Genomic DNA, 23,783 nt, shown 5'->3' with positions numbered 1-23,783 from the left:
CCAATTTCAAAAAATCGTTTTATTTTTGCAGCAATTTTTTAAAAAACTTGAAAAACTCAAATGAAACATAAGAAACATATCGTTATTGTTGGAGGTGGTTTTGCTGGATTGCAACTTATTAAAGAATTAAATCATTCTGATGAATTTCGTGTTACTTTGGTGGATATGAATAATTACAATTTTTTTCCACCTTTACTTTATCAGGTTGCGGCAGGTTTTATGGAGCCTTCTGCTATTTCGTATCCTTTTCGGAAAATTCTCCGTTCATACAAAAATACAAATTTCAGAATGGGAGAGCTAAAGGAAGTCATTCCGTCTGAAAACAAACTGATACTCAGCAATGGAGAAATGTTTTACGATATTTTGGTAATGGCGACAGGAGCCGAAACCAATTTCTTTGGAAATCAAAATGTAGCACAAAAAGCAATGCCAATGAAAACAATTAGTGATGCTTTGATGTTACGAAATTTGGTGTACACAAGGCTTGAAAGAGCTACTCGCACTGAGGATAAAGAACAACGAAAAAAATTGCTTTCTTTTGCCATCGCAGGTGCTGGACCAACAGGAGTTGAACTTTCAGGGATTTTTGCAGAAATGAAACACTACATTTTGGAAAAGGACTATCCAGAACTTGCAAAAGAGGATTTAGGAGATATTTTCTTAATTGACGGACAAAAAACAGTACTTGCACCAATGTCAGAAAAATCTCAAAAATATACTGAAAAATCTTTACTAAAAATGGGAGTAAAACTCAAACTCAACGTTTTTGTAAAAGATTTCGTAAACGATGAAGTGCATTTGTCTGACGGAACAATTTTAGATGCAAGAAATCTCATTTGGGCAGCAGGAGTTTCCGCTAAATCATTCAAAGGCATTGACAATGAATATTTTTTAGGCAGAGGAAAGAGAATGAAAACAGACGCCTTTAACAAAATGGAAGGGTTTGACAACATTTATGCTATAGGTGATTCTTGCATTATGACTGCTGATTCTAACTTTCCAGAAGGTCACCCACAATTAGCTCAAGTTGCTATACAACAAGCACGAAATTTGGGTAAAAACCTGATTAATAATTTTATAAATCCAACACCTTTTTCATATACCGACAAAGGTTCTATGGCTATCATCGGACGTAATAAAGCGGTTGCGGATATTCCTAAAAAAATATTTCTGAAAGGATTTTTTGCTTGGTTTATCTGGGTTTTTGTACACATTATGTCACTTGTAACATTCCGAAATAGATTACGAGCCTTTTACAATTGGTTAGGATATTACATAAGCAAAGACCAATCTTATCGAATGGTACTAAAACCGAGTGATAAAAAAGCACAAGGATAAAAATTGTCCGAAAGGAGTAATTTTTATAAGAATAAAACTACTTCTTTCGGACAAAATCAAAAAATTACTTTTTATAAATAAACTTTCCTACATCAATAACTTCTTTATTATTAGTAAGCCGAATGACAACTTCTTGTTTTTTCTGATTTCCAGAACCATAATTGGTGAAAAACTCCAAACGGAGACTTACTGGAAACAATTGTTTTTGTGAATAATTTCTATAATATTGTACCTGAATTTCATATTCACCATCAATTGCTTTTCTTATCATAAATTCCTCTGGTCCATAGCCTCCTGTAAAATCATTTGATATTTTCCCTCCATACTTCGTCAGGTCGTTTGAATAATAGCATTTTTCCTTTTTAGGGTCGGTTACCCATAAATCCATATCGGAACTATCTGTATCTCAAGTAAGTACAACACGTACATCAACTGGTTCATTTTTCAGTAATCGCTTGTCTATAAAGGACGTTTTTACATTTTTTTGCGTATTAACAATGTTATTAATTTCGTTCATTGCAATAAGTTCGATACCATAAAAACGACTATTCCATACTTCGGTAACAACTTTATAAAGCGTTTCAACAGCTTTGTTATACTGTTTATCTTGAGCCAATGCCAAACCTAAATCACGGAACGATTGAGGCCCTTCTTCTCTCATTTTCAATACTTTTTGAAATATCAATATCGCTAATTTAGGATTTTTGTACTCTAATAATTTATATCCCAAAACTCGCAAAATTTGAGCTTCTTCTAAGTTGAGTTCCGCTAAGTTTGAAAGTATCAAAGTTGCAGTTTCGCTTTTTCCTTTTTTGAAGAAATAATCGGCTGCATCAACATAAAAAGCAGGCGTTTTACCATATTCTTGCTTTAATTTCAAATAAGTCTCATAGGCTTTTTCTTCATCGGTATATTCCAACACTTTTTGATATGGTGTATCAGGATTCCAAGTATTTAACTGAATACCAATATTTTTAGTTTGACTAGCGTTTGTTTTTTCAGTCATTTTTTTGCTTACTGCACCGGTCATCGCAACCATCTCTTTCATTTCGGACGCTACTTCGGCTTCTTCCATAATAGCTATTTCTTCTACTGCCACTTCTCTCCTATCTGAATGAGTAGCAGATATTACCACAACTTCCTCAATTGCAGATGTAGGTAACGGTGGAGGAGGAATCTCTCCCTTTCCGTCTTTTTTCTTAACATTAATTGGAAAACTCGTGTTCCACCATTCACTTTGGTTTTTTGACATCGCAATAACCTGCTCAATTTTGTTTTTTTTATGAGATTTTTTGCGATTTTCTTCCTCTTTAGCGTATTTATCTTCCCGAGCAATGGCTTCAAAATACTCTTTTTGTAGTTCTGTTGGAGGAACAATTCTGTTGGCAACATAATCCGATAAAAGTTCCAAAACGATGAGAGATGTTCCTTCAGTTACAATATTAAACTCTTTTCCTACGGCATCTATTTTCTCCTGATTTTCAGCTTCTGACCTCATTTGTGCGATTTTCTTTCCTGCCCAGAAACGTTCCAATTGCTTAAATTCTTTTTCGGAAGAATCCATATTTTTTCGAATGGTAACTATCTTACTCTCAGTGATTTTATTTCCATATCCGAAAGAAAACTCCAACTCTGCTTTGTCTGATTGCAATTACCCCGCAAATGAAAAATAGTTCTCTGTGATTGGACTTCCTACTTTTGGATATACATCCGACACTTTTCCTGACTTCACTTTTGCCTCAATCAAACGAAATGTTGGTTTTAGTAATTTTTCCAAAGAATTTTCAACTGTTTGTTGTGATAAATTGATAAAATTTCCGCCTGTCTGATTGCTTATATATTGCATTTTATCAGTATTTGCTACTGATTTTGAATTGATTACATACACAGGTTTTTGGATAATAGCAGTCAATAATTTCAAATCTTTTTCCTCTCCAAAATTGAAAATTCCGTCCGTAAACACTAAATATTCATCACTAGAATCCTTAATTTCCAATGGATTAACATAAGTAGCTTCATCATAGGTTTGTTTTTTTAAATAAGAATTTAAAGCTGACCAATCCCCATTTTTAATACTAAATTTTTTAGGAACATTAGCACGAATATTAAATGTAATTAGCTCAACATCAACATTTTTTATAGTTTTAAAATAGGCATCTAACAACTGATATTCCTTATCAAAATCACGTTCCTCACTTGAAGCTGAAATATCCCAAAGCAATCCAATTTTTTTTGGAAACGATTTGTTGTTGATTATCCCTTTTTCAGGTAAAATACTCCCATAAAAGTACGTTTTTTCGTTTTCTGTGGAGGCAAAAATCTGCTGTTTTTCTATTTTCGGAAATACTAAAGCGATGTTTTTATTAAGCCTATAATCCGTTTTTGTCAATTCTGAAATATACGAATTTCGCCAATTTTTGAATGATAATTCCACACTATCGTCTTCTGTTTTTACTTCTCGTGACACAACTTCAGCCTTCAAACTGAATTTTTTCAGTGTAAAATCACTTTTTACGGGGAGAAAATAAAAATCTTGTCCATTTCTATGACTTAATTCTTGTTCAAAAGCAATCAAAATACGTCGAGAACCCTTTGCAGGTATGGGATAAACACGTGCTTTGAAATTGTTTCCTTCAGTTTTCTCTAATAAACCAGGGTCAACTCCTCTCCTTACAATGTTTTCAAAGGCCACACGTCCTTGTTTTTTATCCACTACCACGCCTTCACGCAACTTTCCGTTGATGTCCAAGGCAAAACGAGAAATCACCTGCCCTGCTCCGAGAGGAAACTCAAACTCACCCTCCATTACCCGATCGTTAGGATTATAGAACACCATTTCCATAGTGGTAATCGCTGTTTGTCCAAAGACGTAAATGTCAGTGTGCAATTCTTGCAATTCCATTGGATTCGTATTTTGCTGATTTGTAATTTTCATTTTCGGAAGCACCGATTGTGCATAGGAAGAAATCGCGGTGATGAAAATATATATCCCTAAAAGTAAACGATTATTTTGCATATTATTACATATTTTAACATTTTAAAATAGTCAAATAGTATGCCAAAGAATACGTATCTTCTGTTAAAATTCTGAATAAACTTTTTATAGCTTGTACTTTCAGTATATTTATCGCAATAAGAAATTGAAACTAATATTAAACCTGTTTAAACTTTTGCAATAAATCTCATTATAATCCCTAAATACAACATTGCATTCCAAGTTGTATTTAGGGTTTCATATCTCATTATCAGCCCTTTAAAACCATCTAACCACGCAAAACTCCTCTCTATTTTAAACCGATTTTTATATAATTTTTCATCAAAATAAAAATTTTCGTACTCTTGATTGTCTCCGTTTCGAGCGTTTTTCGGAATGTTTGCTATGATTTCTTTTTCTTCTAAAAATCTTTTCAAATTTCGACTATCAAAACCTGAATCCGCATTGATAAACAAGCCTTTATGTTCTATTTTTGCCTCTTCCAAAAACTTTAAAATTTCTTTTAAAATCAACTCTATATCATTCAAATCGTGATGATTACCAGATTTTGGACTACCCATTGCTAAAATTTGCCCCGAATTATCACACAGAAAGATAGTGTTCGTGGTTTTTGACTTCTTTCTCGACTGATAACCAACCGATTGACCTCCCATACGACACCGAGTATGACTACCATCCAATTGTACGCAAGACATATCTAATTTTCGTTTGTTGTCAAGCAATAGATTCATCCAAATTCGTTTAAAACTACCATCTTTACTCCATTTGTTAAAATAATAATATGCCGTTTGATAGCTTATTTTTTGGTCTTTAAAATACATTTCTACCGGAAGTTCCCTCCATTGGCAACCTGTTTTTAATCGTTTGATAATCAGAAGAAAAATTAATGATAAATCAAATTTNGTTTTAAATCCTCTTTTTCCTATGCTCAAATAAGGAAAAATCCATTTTTTTATTGTATCTTTGTCCAAAGTTCCTTGATTTTCAGATTGTTATACAAAAAAATACTAAAATTTCTTGGAACTTTTTACTTTTTTAAAAGTTTAGACAGGTTTATTAGTAATTACCTATGAAGATATAGGAATCGATTAACAAAAATGAAGTAAGTTTGGAAATTTTATCGAATACTGATTATCGCTTTAATGCATTTATTTTTTCCTTACTTTTGAACAAAAATTAATATAAAGTGAAAAAAAAGAAAGGCTATCTAATATTTTTCAGACAACCTCTTTAATTTTTTTAATATCCAATTTCTTCTATAATTTCGAGTCCATAACCCGACATTCCTACGTAATGCGATTGTTTTGAATTCGTTAGCAATCGTATTTTACGTATATTTAGGTCGTGGAGTATCTGCGATCCCATTCCAATATCTTTTGTATCTGCCGAAGATTGTGCTATATAATTTCCGTTTTGTTTTTCCTTGATTTCGGTGATACGTTTTAGTAAATCTTGTGAGTATCCTTCTTTATTAATAACAACTACGGCTCCTTTGCCCACTTCATTGATTTTTTTGAATATTCTCTCAAGAGGATTATCCTTATCATTTGCCAAAATCTCCAATATATCATTACTAATAAATGATGCGTGAACCCTTGTAAGTACAGCCTCATCAGGTTCCCAAGTGCCTTTCGTAAATGCTAAATGTATTTGTTTATTAGTAGTTTGCTCATAGGCACGTAATCGAAATTCTCCGTAAGGTGTTTGCAAATAAAAATCTTCTTTTTTGATAATTAAGGTGTCTTTTCGCATTCTGTAAGCCACCAAATCTTCTATTGAAATTAATTTCAAATCAAATTTTTTAGCAATTTCTGCAAGTTGTGGAAGCCGAGCCATCGTGCCATCTTCATTAAGAATTTCCACCAAAATTCCTGCTGGTTGAAACCCTGCAAGTCGAGCCAAATCAATAGCTGCTTCGGTATGTCCTGTCCTGCGAAGTACGCCTCCTTCTTTCGCCCTAAGTGGAAAAATATGCCCTGGACGTCCCAAATCCGATGGTTTTGTTTGAGGATTAACCAATGACAAAATCGTTTTTGCTCTATCGTGGGTTGATATTCCAGTAGTACACCCCTGCCCTATCAAATCAACAGAAACTGTGAATTGAGTTTGATGTAACACCGTGTTATTTTGCACCATCATTGGTAATTCCAGCTCGGCACAACGCTTTTCAGTTAGTGGGGCACAAACCAGTCCACGACCGTGTGTAATCATAAAATTAATCATTTCGGGAGTAGCCTTTTCTGCAGCTGTTATAAAATCTCCCTCATTCTCACGATTTTCGTCATCTACGACAATAACTACTTTTCCTTTTTTTATGTCTTCGATGGCTTCTTCAATGGTATTCAGCTCTATTTTTTTCATTTTAACTCAAAATTTTGGGCAAATATAACTCATTTAAAATAATAATCAATAAAAGGATTTCAATTTTGTTGCTTGAACTATCCTTCCAAAAAATTAGGTATATCAACAGGAACACTTCCCTTTTCTACGGAAATTTGTGAAAGTTCGGTAATACAAGACCACAATGCACCATCATACACGTTTTGGTCTAACGGAAGTCCATTTTTGAGACAATGTACTAATCGATAATCCATAATAATGTCCATCGGCTTTTGTTCTGGAAGCTTTTCTCTCAAATAAGCAGTTTCCGACACATAATGATGCTGATTTCTTTCCAAGTAAGTCACTACTTCTTCTGAAGTAAGTTGAGGTGTTTCTCGTTTGTCAAAATAAATTTGAGGTGTTGGATATTTTTGAATAAATCCATCAGTTCCACTTATTAAAAATATTCGTGAATATGGTCGTGGACTGGTATCATCGTGTTGTAGTAATATTGTTTTACCTTTTTCGGTTTGAATTAATGTCAAATTAATATCGCCTGTATATTGTGCTTTTGCCTGTGGAGATTCCTTTCCAAAAGTAGCTTCTGCATAACGCTTCATTCCTATTGAAAGTGACGACATTGACACTAATTTCACTAAATTATCTCCTCTTAGTATATTCATTGCCTGACAGATAGGAGCTATCCCGTGCGTTGGATACGGGTTCCCGTTATGCGTCTGGCTGTATTTCATTCGCCATTCACCTCGTAATGTATCTCTATCATTTTGTTGGAAATTCAAACGTCTCAAATCGTGAATATAAGCTCCTTCTCCGTGAACAATTTCTCCAAAATCCCCTCGTTTTGCCATTTCAATAGTCATCAGCTCGAAGCTATCGTAACACGCATTCTCCAACATCATACAATGCCGTTGAGTTTGCTCGGCAGTTTTAACAATATCCCAACAATCGGCTACGGTCATCGCTAATGGGACTTCCACCGCCACGTGTTTTCCTTTACGCATTGCATACTTCACCATTTCGGTATGTAACTCCCAAGGCGTAGATATATACACCAAATCGACCTCTTCCATCTCACAAACCTTCTTCCAATCCTCCTTCCCCGTGAAGAAAATTGGCCTGACAGGCTGCTTTTCCGTGATTTTCTTTGCCTTTTCTATATATTCCTCATACACATCACTCACTGCCGAGATACGCACATCTAAGTACATATATCGCTTCAAGGCTTCAATCCCTCGAATACCAACGCCGATGAATCCCACACAAAGGTTTTCTATTGGAGCTACTCTTAAATCGAATACTTTTTTCATTCTCGAACTATTTTTATGTCGTAACTTCCTCAATTGCTTCTTCAATCACGTTATAAATGTGTTGCAATTGTGCATTTGTAATGATATATGGAGGAAGTATGTAAATCGTATTACCAACCGGACGCAGGATTATACCTTTATTGATGAAAAATTCATATAATTGATTGCGTATACTTCCATAATACGACGTATTTCCTGTTGTTTTAACTTCAAAAGCTAAAATAACGCCCAGAGTACGAGGATTTTCAACCTTCGGATTGTCTTTTAACCTTTGTACGAAACTCTTATGGTGTTCCTCAATACGTTTTATGTTTTGTTGGGTTTCATTTGTTTGTAGGATTTGGATTGCTCCCAAGGCTACGGCACATCCTGTAGGATTTCCCATATAAGTATGCCCGTGGAATAAAGCCTTATTCACGTCTTCATCATAAAAAGCATCGAAGATTTCCTGAGTTGCAGAGGTTACTGCCAACGGAATTGTCCCTCCAGTTAATGCTTTTGAAAGGCAGATGATATCTGGTTGTTCGCTTAAATAATCACAAGCGAATGTTTTCCCCGTTCTACCAAACCCAGTCATCACTTCATCAGCGATGGTGAGTATTCCTTCGCTTTTGGCTATATTTATCAGATTGTCTAAGGCTTTTTCAGAGTAGATTTTCATTCCCGCAGCCCCTTGAACCAATGGCTCAAAGATGAAAGCGGCTACTTTATGCTCTCTTATGGCTTCTTTCAACTTGTTTTCAGACAAGTACTCCTTCCCCTCCTCTGGAATAGGAATCCTCACTACTTCCAGAAGCTGTCCCTTGAACGATTCCGTGAAGAATGTTATCCCAGAAGCAGCCATCGCCCCAAAAGTATCGCCGTGAAAAGCATTTTCGAATGCCACTATTACATTTCTTTGGTCTCCCTTATTAAAAAAATACTGTATCGCCATCTTTATTGCGACTTCCACTGCAGTAGAACCATTGTCCGAGAAGAATATTTTCCGTTGATTGGAAGGTAAAATGGAGATGAGTTTCTCCGCCAAGAGTACCGCAGGTTCGTGTGTAAATCCCCCGAAAAGTACGTGTTCCAGTTGTGTTAATTGTTTGTACACCGCTTGTGCCAAACGTTCATTACTATGCCCAAAAGGGTTCACCCACCAGCTTGAAATGGCATCAATATACTCTTTTCCATCCTCGTCCCAAAGCAAAGCATCTTTCCCTTTGACAATTCCTAAAGGCTTAGAAGCTGTTTGATGTTGCGTATAAGGATGCCATAGATGTTTTTCATCTCTTTCTTGTAACTTCATAATTATTGATTGTTAGTTACCTATATTTTTATAAATATCTTTTATTTTTTCTCTATGATTTTTAATGTTATATCTATTGTAATATCGTTTAATACAATTCAACTTATATTTTAATTCTATAAATTGAACTTATACGTATTGTTTTTATATTATAAATTCTTGAATTTAGATTTTTATATATTACATTCTCAAAAATACAACACGATTATTAAATTTTCATTAATCACTTTAAATGAATAGCACTTGTTTTTTGATTGCTCACACTTGTTTTTATATCTTTTAATCTTTCTCTAACAAAGCCCCTAATTACATTTTAAATAAATATAGTTGATTTTTTATTTTTTATTCAATGATTTTAATAATTACTGATTACTCTTCTAAAGCCCCTATTTGTTTTTTGATTTTTTTATATTGATATATAATTTTTATCAGTTGTTATATTATCTTTTACTTTATCAAAAAATATTTTTATTAGATAGAATTAATAACTGACTTTCTACCAATAGTTTTTGTAATAATATCTTTTTCAATATTCCACCCACGAGCAGGACTATACTCCCTTCCGTATAAAATAATCTGAATATGGAGCTTATTCCACTTTTCCTCTGGAAACAAACGCTTAGCATCTTTCTCTGTTTGGGTCACATTCTTCCCATTTGATAGTCCCCATCGGTACATTAATCGATGAATGTGCGTATCTACTGGAAACGCAGGAACGCCAAAGGCTTGTGACATCACTACACTTGCCGTTTTATGTCCGACTGCCGGAAGTTCTTCTAAATATTCAAAGCTCTGAGGGACTTCTCCATTATGTTTTTCAATCAAAATATGTGACAATTCATAAATTCCTTTTGACTTGGCTGGAGAAAGCCCTACTGGTTTGATGATTTCACGAATTTCTTCAACAGATAGCTTTACCATATCGTACGGATTATCCGCTTTTGCAAAAAGTAAAGGCGTTATTTGATTTACACGAGCATCTGTGCTTTGTGCAGAAAGGAGTACGGCAATTAATAAGGTGTATGGGTCTTTATGGTCGAGTGGGACGTCTACTTTGGGGTATATTTCCTCCAACGTATCGATGACGAAGGCTACTTTTTCGGATTTTTTCATATTTATATGCTTCCTCTTTAACGTTTATCTGCATTCCTTAAAAAAGAATTATTTGTACTCACAATATTGTTTTGTACTTCTTTTTTAAAGAATGCAGAACTATATTTTTTTTGATGAAATGTTCCTTATTTAAAGGTTGTTATTCCATATTTTGCTGCTTCTGATTTCGCTTTAGGAACCCAATTTTTAAGATTTGCTATCCTCGAAGCATTGGAAGGGTGTGTACTTAATATTTCGAGAGACTGCCCTGAGCTATTTGCTTGCATTCTTTCCCATAACTTAGGTGCTTCTTCAGGATTATACCCTGCAATTGCCATAAGTTGAATTCCTATTTCATCGGCTTCGGTTTCGTGCGAACGACTATAAGGCAACATTCCTAATATTTGCGTTGCTGGTGCGTATGCTGCGTTGAATGTGTCTTTATATTTGCTGTCGTGAAGAGCCACATTGCCTACGAGGGCTCCGAGCATCTGTATGTCACTTGCACTCATTCGTTGGGCTCCGTGATCGAGCAGTGCGTGAGCTACTTCGTGTCCCATAACAACCGCCAAGCCTTCCTCGCTCTTGGTAATGGGAAGAATTCCTGTGTAAACTACAATCTTTCCGCCAGGCATACACCACGCATTGGCTTGTTTGTCGTGTACCAAGTTATATTCCCATTTATAATCCTTCAAATAATCCTTATGACCAATTGCTTCTGCCCACATCTGTGCTGCTTTGGCAATTCGTTGCCCTACTCGCTTAACCATTTCGGCTTCTGAAGTTCCCATAACAACCTCATTTTCCTTCAGAAAAGTAGAATATTGAGTAAAAGCCATAGGAAACAACGTACTATTGGATTTAAAATTCAAAGTATTTTTTCCCGTAAATGGATTTGTCTTACAAGAGAAAACCACTAAAAAAATAATAATCAGACTAATTCTTCTCATAACTTTCTTTTTTTGCAAAAGTAAGAATTTATTTTTGTATATGCACAGATACAAAAAAATAAAGCTGAAAGTTCAGTAGTTTTGTACTGCTCTTCCAACTTTATTCTAACACAAATTTTAAATTATTTATTACTATGAAAACATTTCCTTAACTTTTTCAAAGAAAGATTTGTCCGACTTTTCAGGTTGAGGCGTAAATCCTTTGTCGTTTAGCATTTCTCTGAAAAATTCTTTTTGTTTTTCTGAAAGATTTTTCGGAGTCCAGACATTTACGTGAACAATTAAATCACCTGTTCCATAACCATTTAGGCTTGGTATTCCCTTTCCTTTCAGACGAAGAATTTTTCCCGATTGTATTCCTTCTTCTAATTTAATACGTACTTTTCCTGTTACAGTTTCAATCTCTTTTGAGGCTCCAAGTATGGCTTCTGAAAAACTGATATACAAGTCATAGTGTAAATTCTCTCCTTCTCGTTTTAAGGTTTCGTGCTCTTGTTCTTCAATTACGACCAATAAATCCCCCGCGATACCATTTTTTCCAGGAGCATCATTTCCTTTACCACTAACCTTCAATTGAACACCTTCCATTACTCCAGCAGGAATTTTAACAGAAATAGTTTCTTCAACCAGTTTCAATCCTTGACTATCCGCATCTGATGGACGATTATCAATAATTTGACCACTTCCAGAACAAGAAGAACAAGTACTTGCTGTTTGCATCATTCCAAGCATTGTATTTACTTGACGAACTATCTGTCCCGTACCGTTACAAGTAGTACAAGTTTTATAAGTAACTCCCTCAGCCTGAACTTTTCTCTTTACTTTTATTTTCTTCTCTGTACCTTTTACAATATCTTCTAAAGAAACTTTTAAGCGAACTCTGAGGTTTTCTCCTCGAAGACGAACTTGTTGTGTGCCTCCGCCAAAGCCACCAAAACCGCCAAATCCTGAAAAACGCCCTCCAAAAATATCACCAAAGTGACTAAATATATCATCCATTGTTGAATGATAACCAGCTCCTCCGTTATCAAAAGCTGCGTGACCAAAACGATCGTACTGAGCTCGTTTGTTTTCATCACTTAGCACTTCATACGCCTCTGCAGCCAATTTAAAGTTTTCTTCAGCTTGTTTGTCGCCTGGATTTTTATCAGGGTGATATTTAATGGCTTGTTTTCGATATGCTTTCTTTATTTCAGCAGCTGTTGCACTTTTCGAAACTTCTAATATTTCGTAATAATCTTTTTTCATTGAATTCAACTAAATTATTGTCCTACAACAACTTTTGGATAACGAATAATTTTATCTCCTAATTTATAGCCCTTTTCTACAACATCAACAATTTTACCCTTCAAATCTTCTGAAGGAGCAGGGATTTGCGTTATAGCCTCGTGTATTTCACTATCAAAAGTGTCATTTGGAGCCACCTCTACTTTTTCCAACCCTTTAGATTTCAAAGTATTAATTAACTTATTATAAATAAGCTCAACACCCTTGAACAATTCATCATTTTCAGATTTTGTAATCTCCACTAAAGCTCTGTCAAAATCGTCTATAATTGGCAACATTGCTGACAATATGTCTTGACCTGCAGTTTTGAATAATTCCAAACGTTCTTTATTTGTGCGTTTTTTATAGTTTTCAAACTCCGCAAACAGACGCAAAAACTTATCTTTTTCTTTTAAAAGTTCCTCATTCAAATCCACTTGAGCTATCTCAGCATTCGTTTCAGAGTTTGTTTCTGGAGTAACTTCTTCTTTATTAATATCTTCGTTAGGCATCGGTTCTTCCTTAGTATTTTTTTTCGTATTCATATCAAATTTATTTTTTTAACAAAAAGACACTACAATTATAGATAAAAGTATGCCACTTTGTTTATTTATGTCAATATGGCAGTTTCTTCTATATTTCTTCTAAATGAAAAATGTTTAGTAAATTTTATCGTAAGTATGCTATATAATTTCCTTCGCTAAAATCAACTGATACGTGTTCTTGCAAAGAAGTAGACAATGAAATTCCTTTAAAATCAGCTTTAATTGGATAATTTTTATGATTTCGATTTACTAAAACTGCCGTTGTCAATTTTTTTAGAGGAACTTCCAAAAAGTGTTTTACCCCGTAAATTAACGTCAATCCTGAATTCAAAACATCATCTACCAAAACAACTACTTTATTTTGATAATCATCTGATTTAATAGATGTTGTAATTCCCTCCAAAGGATTTTTCTTATTCATAGTAACTTTACACAAAATTACTTCAATGGGACTTATTTCAGACAATACAACTTTCAACTTTTCAGCGAAAATATAGCCATTTCCCTGAATACCTGCCAAAATAATCTGCTTTTCATTCAAATTTGTTTCGTAAATTTGATATGCTATTCGTCTGATTTTATGTTGAATATCTTTGTGATTTAGTATTGGTATCATATTCATATCAATTATTTCGGCTCAAAGATATGAAAATGAGTAGAAATAAGCTCAAAAAATTATGATATATTACTTTTTTTCTATATTTTTGGGCAAACAAATATTTGGCGTATTGATAATTATGATAATAGATAATTTTCATATTTACAAAATATATTTTCTTCATTTAATATTTTTCCTATGTACATCACAATAGCTATTCTTTTAGTTTCAGCCATTTTTTTTATGAGTGGAAAGGTTCGTTCGGACTTGGTGGCTCTCTGTTCTTTGGTTTTGTTGGTAGTTTTTGGCATTCTCACCCCTGAAGAAGCCCTTTCTGGATTTTCCAATTCGGTGGTTATTATGATGATAGGCTTGTTTGTTGTGGGAGGAGCTATATTCCAAACAGGACTTGCAAAAATGATTAGTAGCAAAATTCTCCGATTGGCAGGAAACAGCGAAATAAAACTATTGATATTAATAATGCTTGTTACTTCGTTCATTGGAGCTTTTGTAAGCAATACTGGAACGGTCGCTCTGATGCTTCCTATTGTAGTTAGTATGGCGATGAGTTCCAATATTAACACAAGCCGATTACTTATGCCTATGGCTTTTGCAAGTAGTATGGGAGGAATGATGACACTCATTGGTACGCCACCCAACTTAGTTATTGATGAAGTACTTGTAAAGGAAGGCTTTCCAAAACTTACCTTTTTTTCATTCACTCCCGTAGGAATTACTTGTTTAGCGGTGGGAACACTTTTTTTGATTCCCTTTAGCAAACTTCTGTCGTCCAAAAAAGAGAATTCCAGCAATGAGAATAAAAAAAACGGAAAAACACTACACGATTTGGTAGGAGAATATCAACTTTCAAAAAATCTGTACCGAGTTCAGGTTCATAAAAACTCTCCTTTCGATGGAAAATCAATCAAAGAAATTGATATTCACAAAAAATACCACATTTCTGTATTAGAAATACGAAGAAAATCAACATCTAACAACCCGTTTTTTAAAACCAGTAATCAAGAATTGGTCGGAGCTGAAACCATTGTTTATGAGGGTGATATACTTTATCTAAGAGGTGAATTTGAAAATGTGCAAACGATGGTTTCTGAAAATAATTTACTTCTTTTAGATACACACCAAACAGAAGAAAAGAAAACAGATGTTCTTGATTTTCACGAAGTAGGAATTGCTGAAGTATTAATTATGCCAGCATCAAAATTGGTAAATCTTCCTATAAAAGATTCCAAGTTACGAGAACACTTCGGTTTGAATATTTTGGGAATACAACGCAAAAACACTTACATTTTGCAACATCTTAAAGACGAAAAAATGCATTCTGGTGACATTCTGCTTGTACAAGGAACTTGGGAACACATCGCCCAACTTGATGCGGAACGCAGTCAGTTAGTAGTTTTAGGACAACCAATGGCAGAGGCTTCCAAAGTAACGCTAACTCATAAAGCTCCCATTGCGGGAATTATTATGATTGCTATGATTTGTGCTATGATGTTCGATTTCATACCTATAGCTCCCGTCACTGCTGTTCTAATTGCATCGCTCTTGATGGTTATCTCTGGAGCGTTACGCAATACTGAAGCGGCTTATAAAACCATCAACTGGGAAAGTGTTGTTCTGATTGCAGGAATGTTGCCAATGGCTCTAGCTTTGGAAAAAACAGGCGTTTCAGACTTAGTTTCCAAAACTTTAGTAGGAAGTCTGGGTAATTATAGCCCTTACGTGCTTTTAGCGGGCATTTACTTCACAACTTCGCTAATGACAATGTTTATCAGCAATACCGCAACCGCTGTGCTTTTAGCTCCTATTGCTTTTCAATCGGCGGTTTCGCTGGGGCTAAATCCTCAAGCATTTTTGTTTGCCGTGGCGGTGGGTGCGAGTATGTGTTTTGCTTCGCCTTTTTCCACACCTCCTAATGCGTTAGTAATGTCTGCTGGAAGATATACCTTTATGGATTATGTAAAAATAGGACTTCCTTTGCAAATTATTATGGGAATTGTAATGATTTTTGTACTACCTTTGCTATTTCCCTTTTAGAAAATCTACAACTTAAAATAAATTACAAAAACGATGGTAAAAATAGGCGAAGCAATAGAAAATTTCAAAGGAATAGACCAAAACGGAAATACAATTGAACTTTCTGACTATAAAGGACACAAGTTAATTATTTTCTTCTATCCGAAAGCAAGTACCCCTGGCTGTACGGCAGAGGCTTGTAGTTTGCGTGATGAATATTCCGTTTTGAAAGAAAAAGGATATGAGCTTTTAGGAGTTAGTGCTGATTCCGTTAGTAAACAAATGAATTTTGCAACCAAAAATAATCTACCTTTTCCATTAATTGCCGATGAGGACAAGAAAATCATTAAACAATTTGGAGTTTGGGGAGAAAAGAAATTTATGGGAAGAACATTTGATGGCATTCTTCGCAAAACGTTTATAGTAAACGAAAGTCAAATACTTACCAACATAATTGAAAAGGTACAAACCAAAAGCCACGCTCAACAAATTATGCAGGTAATAGAAAACGAAAGCGAATAATATTCTACAATTCTATTTGATATTGAAGAACGTACATTCCTTTACGACTGCTCACTTTTTTATCTACTTTATCAAAAATAGGACGATTGTGATAACCGAAGGATAGTTTACTCTTATGTCCGTTAAAATACGTATTAAATCCGAGAGCATAAGAGTTTACGCTTTGGTTAAGTCCTTCAAAGTTAGCACATTTCCAACCGATATTAGGCTGAAAACGTACTTTGTGTTTTTCTGACTTAGGGAGTAAATATCCCAATTGCAGAAAAATTGAATTTCCTGTTCCTACTACTGGAAAAGCACTTCCTCCTCCGTTGAAAGAACTTCCTGAGGCATCAAAAATACTATTTGTACCTATATTTCTGACGTAATCATCTCCCAAATTTATGTTATTATATCCTAAATATCCGGTGATAGCAGCATTTCTTTCAGAGATAGGCATATCCAAGAATAAATCTATTCCCAAATTTCGATAATTATCATATACTACAGAATTATTACTTTGCTTCTGAAGCATTTTAGGTTGATACGCATATCCTATACCTAAATTTAGTATTCTTTTTGTGCCGATGTAAGTACCCACCCCTCCGCTGTAAGGAGTTTTATTACTTTCGTTGTCCAGAAATTCATATTTTATGTACGAAGATGTATAAAATCGGGCAATATTACGAGAATATCCAAATTCTTTCACCTGATTTTCGGTTGGTGACGTTGGGCTTTGTAAGGAAATATTATAATCGAATTTACCTAATTGCCCTTTTGCATATATTCCTAAATTTCTGCCTACATCATCATAATGATTTAAGGTAAATAATTGATGTACGGCGGGGTCTAAATTCAGCATTGAACCATTAGAGAACGCTACAAATCTTCCTGCACCTCCAAAAATAATTTTTCCTACCCCTAAGGTAAATTTATCACTAAATGTATATTGAGCTAAAAAATCAAGTAAACGAATGTCGCTTGAACGAAGTGTTTTCTGGTTAACGTTATTATTACCCATCAAAACGAAAAAGAATAACTTTTTATTAATCTGTGCTTGAAAACCTATTCGGTATCTTCTTATCGAAAAATCTAAGGTTTGATTCACGGTCTCTCCGTTAATGCTTGTGCCAGGATTTGTATCAACATATCTCATCCAAAATTGCCCACGGAACGAACCTTGAATGTACGTATCTCCTTGTTCATCGAATTTGTATTTTAACAACTGCGAATGAGAATTCACTGAAAACAAAGCACCTAAGAGCAAAAAAACTATTCTTTTCATTATATCCTATTTTTACCGCAAAAATATTAAGAATTTTTCAAAAATAAAATATATAATTATCCTTTTTTCATTTTTAAACTAATCATCAACCACGAAAAAATAGGAAAAAGAAACAACGTACTACCAATGGCTAAAAGCTGAAAATAACCATCAAAAAAAGGTAAATTCAGCCAAACCGAAATTCCTTTGTAAACTATCAGTAGTTCTGTTGACAGAAAGGCAAATAGATACACAAAAACCGAAAATTTGTGTATCTTCAGTAAATTATCAACTTTCAAAAAATATAATAACCCCACACTGATAATTCCTAAAAAATTAAGATGCAAATATGCAATCAGCAAATCAGGATTTGAAAAAATTGAATTTGAATAACCTAACACAATGCCAATAATCATCACACATATTTTTAGAATAAAAAATACTAAAAATAAAGTTGCTAAATACATTTTTTGATTATTTCTAAAAAAATATAAATAACCTATAATCCCGATAGTTATTAGCCAAAGAAAAGATGATAAGCCACCTATAATATAATAAGGAAGATAATTATAAATACCTAACCACGATACTACTAAAGTACCCACTACAGCTATTTGAAAAAGATAAAAAACTTTTTTTATTAATTTAGGAAAATATTCTTCCCACTTGAATTTATGTATGAATAATCCTATGAGGGTAGAACAAATCCAACCATTGTACTGAAAATGCAAAAAGAAGGCTATTGAAGCGTTATAAATAGCAGAATCTTTCCCAAATTTGATAATTGAAAATGGTATTGCCCAAATGCCTAAACTCGAAAGCACAAGATAAATCACACCCATTTTTATAAAAAGATAGGAAATAGAATTCTTAGCATTATCATTTTTCCATTTTTTTAGGAATAAATATGCAAAACAATACGAAAGAATTACAAACAAAGATGAAAATGTAATAGAAATTGCACCATAACCCTGAAACAAAAAGCTAAATAACATTCCTATTACCGAAAATTGTGTAGCATAAAACAATCTTCTGTATTGTTTTTCATAAGTAATACTGATAAATTCTCTACTAATAAGCGATGATAACAAAACGTACATCCAACCTAAAAAAGCAGTATGAGAATGTGCGTGAAGTACATATCGATAGTTATATTCAAAAGGAATTGGCAAAACAAATGCAAAACGCAAAAAAATACCCAAACAAACTACTACAAAAAAATAGAAGAATGCATAACGAATATCAGTTGTTATATTAATTTTCATTTTTAATATACTATTAATAAACCTCTTTTATATGAATAGTAAACTCAAATTGTAATCTTTTTGCTGAAAAAAGAAATAAAAATCAAATTATCAATAGCAAATCAGATTATAAAGTTAAGTTTTTCATTCACCTACAAAAATAATTATTTTACTCAATAAATAAAAAATACAACGTATTATTTTCAACGTAACTTCATAAAAATCAATTTTTAATTAGTAAATGATAACATAAAAATAGGTACTATATATTTCTTGCTATTTTATCTTATATTTTTTATTTTTATTTATTTTATTCCTGAAATATACTATACAATTTTTTCCGAAGAGTTTACCCAATCAGAAATTACTTTCCAAAAATTTCCGAAGAGTTCGCCCAAACAAAAATTAATATTCAAAAATTTACGAAGAGTTTGAACAAGCAGAAACTATTTTCCAAAAAATTCTGAAGAGTTCGCCCAAGCAGAAATTACTTTCCAGAAAATTCCAAAGAATTTGCCTAAGCAGAAATTATCTTCTGAAAAATTTTCATTAAAATAATATCTTCGACTTCGCTCAGACTGACAAACACAACATCAAACTGATCGGAGTCGAAGCGTAAATCATTTTTGAACAAAGTAAAATGTACTAACATTATTATTCATAAAAACATATTTTATTCATTTTGAAAAAAATTATTAAGAAAAAATATTGTCTTTTTAATAATTTTAAGTACCTTAGTCGCAGTAAAATACATTTTTATAAATTTAAATTGAATTATTATGAAAATCACTTTATCAAAACTTAACACCAAAGAGTTAGCTACATTAACTGAAACGACAATTTCTATTTCCAAAAGTGGAAAGTACACATTTGTAGAAAGTAATGAACTTCTCAAACAAGTAGAAGAAATTTTTAATGTGTATAGGATTGTCTATACGAAATCAACTTTCAGCGGAAAAGGCAAATCAGTAGCCGAAGCGGACAAAAATCGCGACAAACTTTACAACGGCTTACGCGATTACATAAAGGGATACGCAGGTTTAGAACCTCTCCCCCATAATGCCAAAGCTAAAACTATTTACGCCGTATTTAAAAAATATGGAACGGGACTTTCAAAATTAAAATATGTTGAACAAACCGCTCAACTACGAAAGTTCCTTGAAGAAATGAATCTACCAGAAAATCTGTTGCTATTGGAAGATTTGGGTGTAAAGGCTGTTTTGGAGTTATTGAAACAAGCCCAAGATGATTTTGATGTTATTTACGCTGAGCAAATAGCCAGTAATTCTGAACTCCGTAATATTCCTTCAGCATCTAAAGTGCGAACCGAATTGGAAGAATATTTACGTGCATATTTTACTTTCATAAAAGTAATGCAGAAAAGCCCCGAATGGAAACCTCTCTACAACGAAATTAATGAATTGGTAAAGTCGGTAAAGCCTAATATTTCCGAAAAGAAGAGCAATGAACCTGAAAAACCTCAAAGCTAATCGTTTCTGAAGTTACTAAAAGAATGGAATTGCAAAAAATATAACAACTTAAAGCCAATAAAAAACGGATAATTTCAATTATCCGTTTTTGTTATTAGTACTCAAAAGTACCGTATTCACTTTTGATTGTCAGTCGTTTGGTATCGGACTTCTCTACCCTACCTATTATTTGAGCTTCAACGCCAAAGCTTTCGGAAATTGCAACAATATCATTTGCGATTTCTTCAGGGACGTAAATTTCCATACGATGTCCGCAGTTAAAAACCTGATACATTTCTTTCCAATCCGTTCCCGATTCTTGCTGAATTAATTGAAACAAAGGAGGTATTTTGAACATATTGTCCTTAATAATATGCAAGTTATCTACAAAATGTAAAATTTTTGTTTGAGCTCCCCCGCTGCAATGTATCATTCCGTGAATTTGTTTGGAAGTATATTTTTCAAGAATTTTTTTAATTATCGGAGCATAGGTTCTCGTAGGTGAAAGCACTAGTTTTCCTGCATCTAACGGGCTGTTTTCCACCGAATCATTTATTTTTTTTGTTCCGGAATAAACCAAATCTTTAGGAACTAAACTATCGAAACTTTCAGGATATTCTTTCGCTAAGTAATTAGCAAATACATCGTGCCGAGCAGAAGTCAGTCCGTTGCTGCCCATTCCCCCGTTGTATTCTTTTTCATATTTCGCCTGTCCGAAAGAAGCCAATCCTACAATTACATCGCCATCTTTAATATTCGAGTTATCGATTACCTCGCTACGTTTCATACGTGCAACCACTGTTGAATCTACAATAATGGTGCGTACCAAATCACCTACATCTGCCGTTTCCCCACCTGTGGAATGAATATTCACGCCAAATTCTTTCAATTCGGAAATAAGTTCTTCTGTTCCGTTAATGATTGCCGAAATCACCTCAGCAGGAATTAGATTTTTATTTCTTCCTATGGTAGAAGATAGCATAATATCATTAACCGCACCTACGCAAAGTAAGTCATCAACATTCATAATGAGAGCATCTTGGGCAATGCCTTTCCAAACGGATAAGTCGCCTGTTTCTTTCCAATAGACATAAGCCAAAGAAGATTTTGTACCAGCTCCATCGGCGTGCATTACCAAACAATATTCTTGGTCATTTGTTAAGTAATCGGGAACTATTTTACAAAAAGCCTTCGGAAAAAGCCCTTTATTGATATTCTTAATTGCACTGTGGACATCTCCTTTTGAGGCAGAAACACCACGCTCGGCGTATCGTTTACTTACTTCCATAACTATCAGTCTATTTCTTAAAATAAGTGGCAAAGCTACAATTTTTTTTTAATAAATCCTATTGATTTTTATTAGGTGTCTTTTGCTTTTTCAGAACAAAAAATGTGATTCAAATTTTGCAGATATGGCAATTTTGTGTAAGTTTGCACGATGAAAAATTTTAGGCTATGATTCAGAGAATACAGAGCGTTTATATGTTAGCAGTAGTGATTATTGGAGGGTTGCTACCTTGGTTGTTTTCATTGTACAAACAAGCAAATGATGTAACCATATTTGCTTACAAAAACGACACAATAAGCGGAATTCTGTTCGCTGTATCGGCTCTTTTAGCGATTTATAGTATTTTGAAATTTAAGACAAGACAAACTCAGTTTGTTCTTAACAGACTGAATATTCTTATAAATCTTACTTTACTAGGAATGTTTGTATATCGAGTGCTAACCTCATCCGGAGAAAGTTTAATTTCTGAGAAGGGTGTTGGGATTTTCTTACCCGTTCTTTCTATCGTTTTTTTATTTTTAGCTAACCAAGCTATCCGACGGGACGAAAACCTTATAAAATCAGCAGATAGATTACGATAGACCTATAATCTTAGTAGTGTTAGTGCGTTAAAAAAACCTAAGCAATTTGCTTAGGTTTTTTTATTATTTCAAATATCCCTTTTGTTTTTCTTGTTCAAGAATTTCTTTTAATTCCTTTACTTTTTGAGGAAACTTATCGGCTACATTTTCTTTTTCAGAAACATCTTTTTCAATATGATATAATTGTTCCTCAGGTGAGTTTCCTAAAAAAGTACGCGTCAACTTTTGATAAGCATTTCTGTTATTAGGTTCAATGTATTTCCATTTTCCATCGTTGATTGACAATGAATTTGCTGAAGTTATGATATAGGAACGTCCTTTCGTTTCTTTTCCTAATAATGTTCTTAATTGATTTTGACTATCTTTTGCTGCTCCTTCTGGAATATTTTTATTTATAAGAGTTGTTAACGTTGCAAATAAATCCACCTGAGAAAATAAGGCGTCAGACGTACCAGATTTAATTGTTTTGGGAAAACTTACTATGAAAGGCACACAAGTACCTGCTTCAAAATTGCTATATTTCCCACCACGATGGTGAAATTTTCCCCACGGATTGTGGTTCCCCAAAAGTTCTTCGGCTTGGTCTTGATAACCATCATCAATCACAGGACCATTATCGCTGGTAACAATAATTAGTGTATTTTCAAACAATCCTTTTCTTTTAAGAGCTTCAACTATCTGTCCGATAGTCCAATCAAACTGCAAAATAGCATCTCCTCTGTACCCCATTCCGCTTTTACCTGCAAAACGAGCGTGTGGATATCTTGGTACGTGTATGTCATTTGTTCCTACATACAAAAAAAATGGCGATTTAGTATGCTTGTCAATAAATTGTACCGCTTTTGAAGCAATGGAATCTGCAATGTTTTCATCTTCCCACAAAGCTTTTCCTCCACCTTTCATATAACCTATACGAGAAATTCCGTTTACAATGGCTTGATTATGCCCGTGATTTAAAGAAGGTTTTAATTTTGTTAACAGTTCAGGATGTGTTTTCCCCAGAGGTTCTCCTTCAAAAGGTTCTTTATAACTTACTTCTATTGGTGCATTGGCATCGTAATTAGCAACCTTCTGATTTTCAACCCAAACACAAGGAACTCTATCTCCCGTAGCAGCCATCAAAAAAGAATAATCAAACCCTATATCGGAAGGACCTGGCGATATAAAACTATTCCAATTCTGAGAACCTTGCGTATCTCCTAATCCCAAATGCCACTTTCCTACGGCTCCCGTTGTATAACCCACTGATTTGAAAACATCTGCAATAGTAGTTTGCTCAGGACGAATTATCATTCCTGCATCGCCATCTGCAATTCCTGTATTCTTTTTTCTCCAGTTATACTCACCTGTAAATAATGAATAACGTGAGGGTGTACAAGTTGCCGCAGTTGTGTGTGCGTTAGTAAATAAAATTCCTCCATCGGCAAGTTTGTCTACGTGAGGTGTTTGAATACGTTCTGCCCCATAGCAACTCAAATCGCCATAACCTAAATCATCGGCAACAATCAGTACCACATTTGGTTTTTGCTGTACTTTATCATCTTCTTTTTTTGTTCTAACCCCACAAGAAAAAATAAGTAGTAAAAACAATAAGTTGATAATTTTAATTTTCATAAAACAATTGTTTGAATTTTGAATAAAATAATACCGACAAATTTAGGAAATAATTTTTAGTGT

Annotated in this window: 21 protein-coding genes; 5 read left to right on the top strand and 16 right to left on the bottom strand. The window is 33.9% G+C overall.

The genetic code is table 11. The features are described 5' to 3' along the window. The first annotated feature begins 60 nt into the window (after positions 1-60). A complete protein-coding gene (locus YW9_RS0102740) occupies positions 61-1,338 on the top strand; it encodes an NAD(P)/FAD-dependent oxidoreductase (RefSeq protein ID WP_018278651.1) in 1,278 nt (425 codons plus the stop codon). A gap of 64 nt (positions 1,339-1,402) precedes the next feature. Here the strand turns inward: YW9_RS0102740 and YW9_RS13835 are convergent, their stop codons facing one another. From YW9_RS13835 to YW9_RS0102690, 12 genes are all read right to left on the bottom strand, one after another. Beyond that, positions 1,403-1,726, bottom strand: a complete 324-nt coding sequence (locus YW9_RS13835; RefSeq protein WP_018278650.1) for a YfaP family protein — start codon at positions 1,724-1,726, stop codon at positions 1,403-1,405. An 18-nt stretch (positions 1,727-1,744) separates the two neighbouring features. Continuing rightward, on the bottom strand, positions 1,745-2,989 hold the full coding sequence (locus tag YW9_RS13830) for a tetratricopeptide repeat protein (RefSeq protein ID WP_018278649.1): 1,245 nt from the start codon (positions 2,987-2,989) through the stop codon (positions 1,745-1,747). Next, positions 2,990-4,354 (bottom strand): VIT domain-containing protein, encoded by a 1,365-nt coding sequence (locus YW9_RS13825; RefSeq protein ID WP_018278648.1) that lies wholly within the window; start codon positions 4,352-4,354, stop codon positions 2,990-2,992. Positions 4,355-4,500: 146 nt separating this feature from the next. After that, positions 4,501-5,265: an IS5 family transposase gene (locus YW9_RS0102730; protein WP_455737459.1), complete on the bottom strand. Its 765-nt coding sequence runs from the start codon at positions 5,263-5,265 to the stop codon at positions 4,501-4,503. A 307-nt stretch (positions 5,266-5,572) separates the two neighbouring features. After that, the gene (gene ribB, locus YW9_RS0102725) at positions 5,573-6,694 is read right to left on the bottom strand and encodes a 3,4-dihydroxy-2-butanone-4-phosphate synthase (protein WP_018278646.1); all 1,122 of its coding nucleotides are present in this window, start codon (positions 6,692-6,694) and stop codon (positions 5,573-5,575) included. Between the two features lie 77 nt (positions 6,695-6,771). After that, positions 6,772-7,983, bottom strand: a complete 1,212-nt coding sequence (locus tag YW9_RS0102720) for a Gfo/Idh/MocA family protein (RefSeq protein WP_018278645.1) — start codon at positions 7,981-7,983, stop codon at positions 6,772-6,774. A 13-nt stretch (positions 7,984-7,996) separates the two neighbouring features. Then, entirely contained in the window at positions 7,997-9,274 is a 1,278-nt protein-coding gene (bioA, locus tag YW9_RS0102715; protein ID WP_018278644.1) for an adenosylmethionine--8-amino-7-oxononanoate transaminase, read from the bottom strand. Between the two features lie 471 nt (positions 9,275-9,745). After that, entirely contained in the window at positions 9,746-10,387 is a 642-nt protein-coding gene (locus tag YW9_RS0102710; protein WP_018278643.1) for an endonuclease III domain-containing protein, read from the bottom strand. A 125-nt stretch (positions 10,388-10,512) separates the two neighbouring features. Continuing rightward, positions 10,513-11,316 (bottom strand): M48 family metallopeptidase, encoded by an 804-nt coding sequence (locus YW9_RS0102705; protein ID WP_018278642.1) that lies wholly within the window; start codon positions 11,314-11,316, stop codon positions 10,513-10,515. Positions 11,317-11,448: 132 nt separating this feature from the next. Continuing rightward, the gene (gene dnaJ / locus YW9_RS0102700; protein ID WP_018278641.1) at positions 11,449-12,564 is read right to left on the bottom strand and encodes a molecular chaperone DnaJ; all 1,116 of its coding nucleotides are present in this window, start codon (positions 12,562-12,564) and stop codon (positions 11,449-11,451) included. A gap of 14 nt (positions 12,565-12,578) precedes the next feature. Further along, on the bottom strand, positions 12,579-13,127 hold the full coding sequence (locus tag YW9_RS0102695; RefSeq protein ID WP_018278640.1) for a nucleotide exchange factor GrpE: 549 nt from the start codon (positions 13,125-13,127) through the stop codon (positions 12,579-12,581). A 124-nt stretch (positions 13,128-13,251) separates the two neighbouring features. Next, positions 13,252-13,743 carry a phosphoribosyltransferase family protein gene (locus YW9_RS0102690; protein WP_018278639.1) on the bottom strand — a complete coding sequence of 164 codons (492 nt, stop codon included), beginning with the start codon at positions 13,741-13,743 and terminating at the stop codon, positions 13,252-13,254. A gap of 180 nt (positions 13,744-13,923) precedes the next feature. Between YW9_RS0102690 and YW9_RS0102685 the strand changes: the two genes are divergently transcribed. Beyond that, complete coding sequence (locus tag YW9_RS0102685) at positions 13,924-15,780, top strand: SLC13 family permease (RefSeq protein WP_018278638.1); 1,857 nt, start codon at positions 13,924-13,926, stop codon at positions 15,778-15,780. Positions 15,781-15,813: 33 nt separating this feature from the next. Further along, positions 15,814-16,281: a thioredoxin-dependent thiol peroxidase gene (gene bcp, locus YW9_RS0102680; RefSeq protein ID WP_018278637.1), complete on the top strand. Its 468-nt coding sequence runs from the start codon at positions 15,814-15,816 to the stop codon at positions 16,279-16,281. Between the two features lie 4 nt (positions 16,282-16,285). Here bcp and YW9_RS0102675 read toward each other — a convergent pair whose 3' ends face one another. Beyond that, positions 16,286-17,545 (bottom strand): porin, encoded by a 1,260-nt coding sequence (locus YW9_RS0102675; RefSeq protein WP_018278636.1) that lies wholly within the window; start codon positions 17,543-17,545, stop codon positions 16,286-16,288. A 56-nt stretch (positions 17,546-17,601) separates the two neighbouring features. Beyond that, positions 17,602-18,789: a hypothetical protein gene (locus YW9_RS0102670; protein ID WP_018278635.1), complete on the bottom strand. Its 1,188-nt coding sequence runs from the start codon at positions 18,787-18,789 to the stop codon at positions 17,602-17,604. A 758-nt stretch (positions 18,790-19,547) separates the two neighbouring features. Here YW9_RS0102670 and YW9_RS0102660 point away from each other — a divergent pair. Next, complete coding sequence (locus YW9_RS0102660; RefSeq protein WP_018278633.1) at positions 19,548-20,258, top strand: DUF6261 family protein; 711 nt, start codon at positions 19,548-19,550, stop codon at positions 20,256-20,258. 94 nt (positions 20,259-20,352) lie between these two features. On the opposite strand, the gene YW9_RS0102655 is transcribed toward YW9_RS0102660, so the two are convergent. Continuing rightward, positions 20,353-21,525 (bottom strand): AIR synthase related protein, encoded by a 1,173-nt coding sequence (locus YW9_RS0102655; protein WP_018278632.1) that lies wholly within the window; start codon positions 21,523-21,525, stop codon positions 20,353-20,355. A gap of 167 nt (positions 21,526-21,692) precedes the next feature. Here YW9_RS0102655 and YW9_RS0102650 point away from each other — a divergent pair, with 167 nt between their 5' ends. Beyond that, positions 21,693-22,106, top strand: a complete 414-nt coding sequence (locus YW9_RS0102650; RefSeq protein ID WP_018278631.1) for a DUF4293 domain-containing protein — start codon at positions 21,693-21,695, stop codon at positions 22,104-22,106. A 63-nt stretch (positions 22,107-22,169) separates the two neighbouring features. On the opposite strand, the gene YW9_RS0102645 is transcribed toward YW9_RS0102650, so the two are convergent. After that, positions 22,170-23,720 (bottom strand): sulfatase family protein, encoded by a 1,551-nt coding sequence (locus YW9_RS0102645; protein WP_018278630.1) that lies wholly within the window; start codon positions 23,718-23,720, stop codon positions 22,170-22,172. Between the last annotated feature and the right edge of the window lie 63 nt (positions 23,721-23,783).

Source organism: Capnocytophaga cynodegmi DSM 19736 (genome assembly GCF_000379185.1).
GTDB lineage: Bacteria > Bacteroidota > Bacteroidia > Flavobacteriales > Flavobacteriaceae > Capnocytophaga > Capnocytophaga cynodegmi.
The sequence above is the reverse complement of the archived record's forward strand: the minus strand, read 5'-3'. Positions and strand labels throughout refer to the sequence as shown.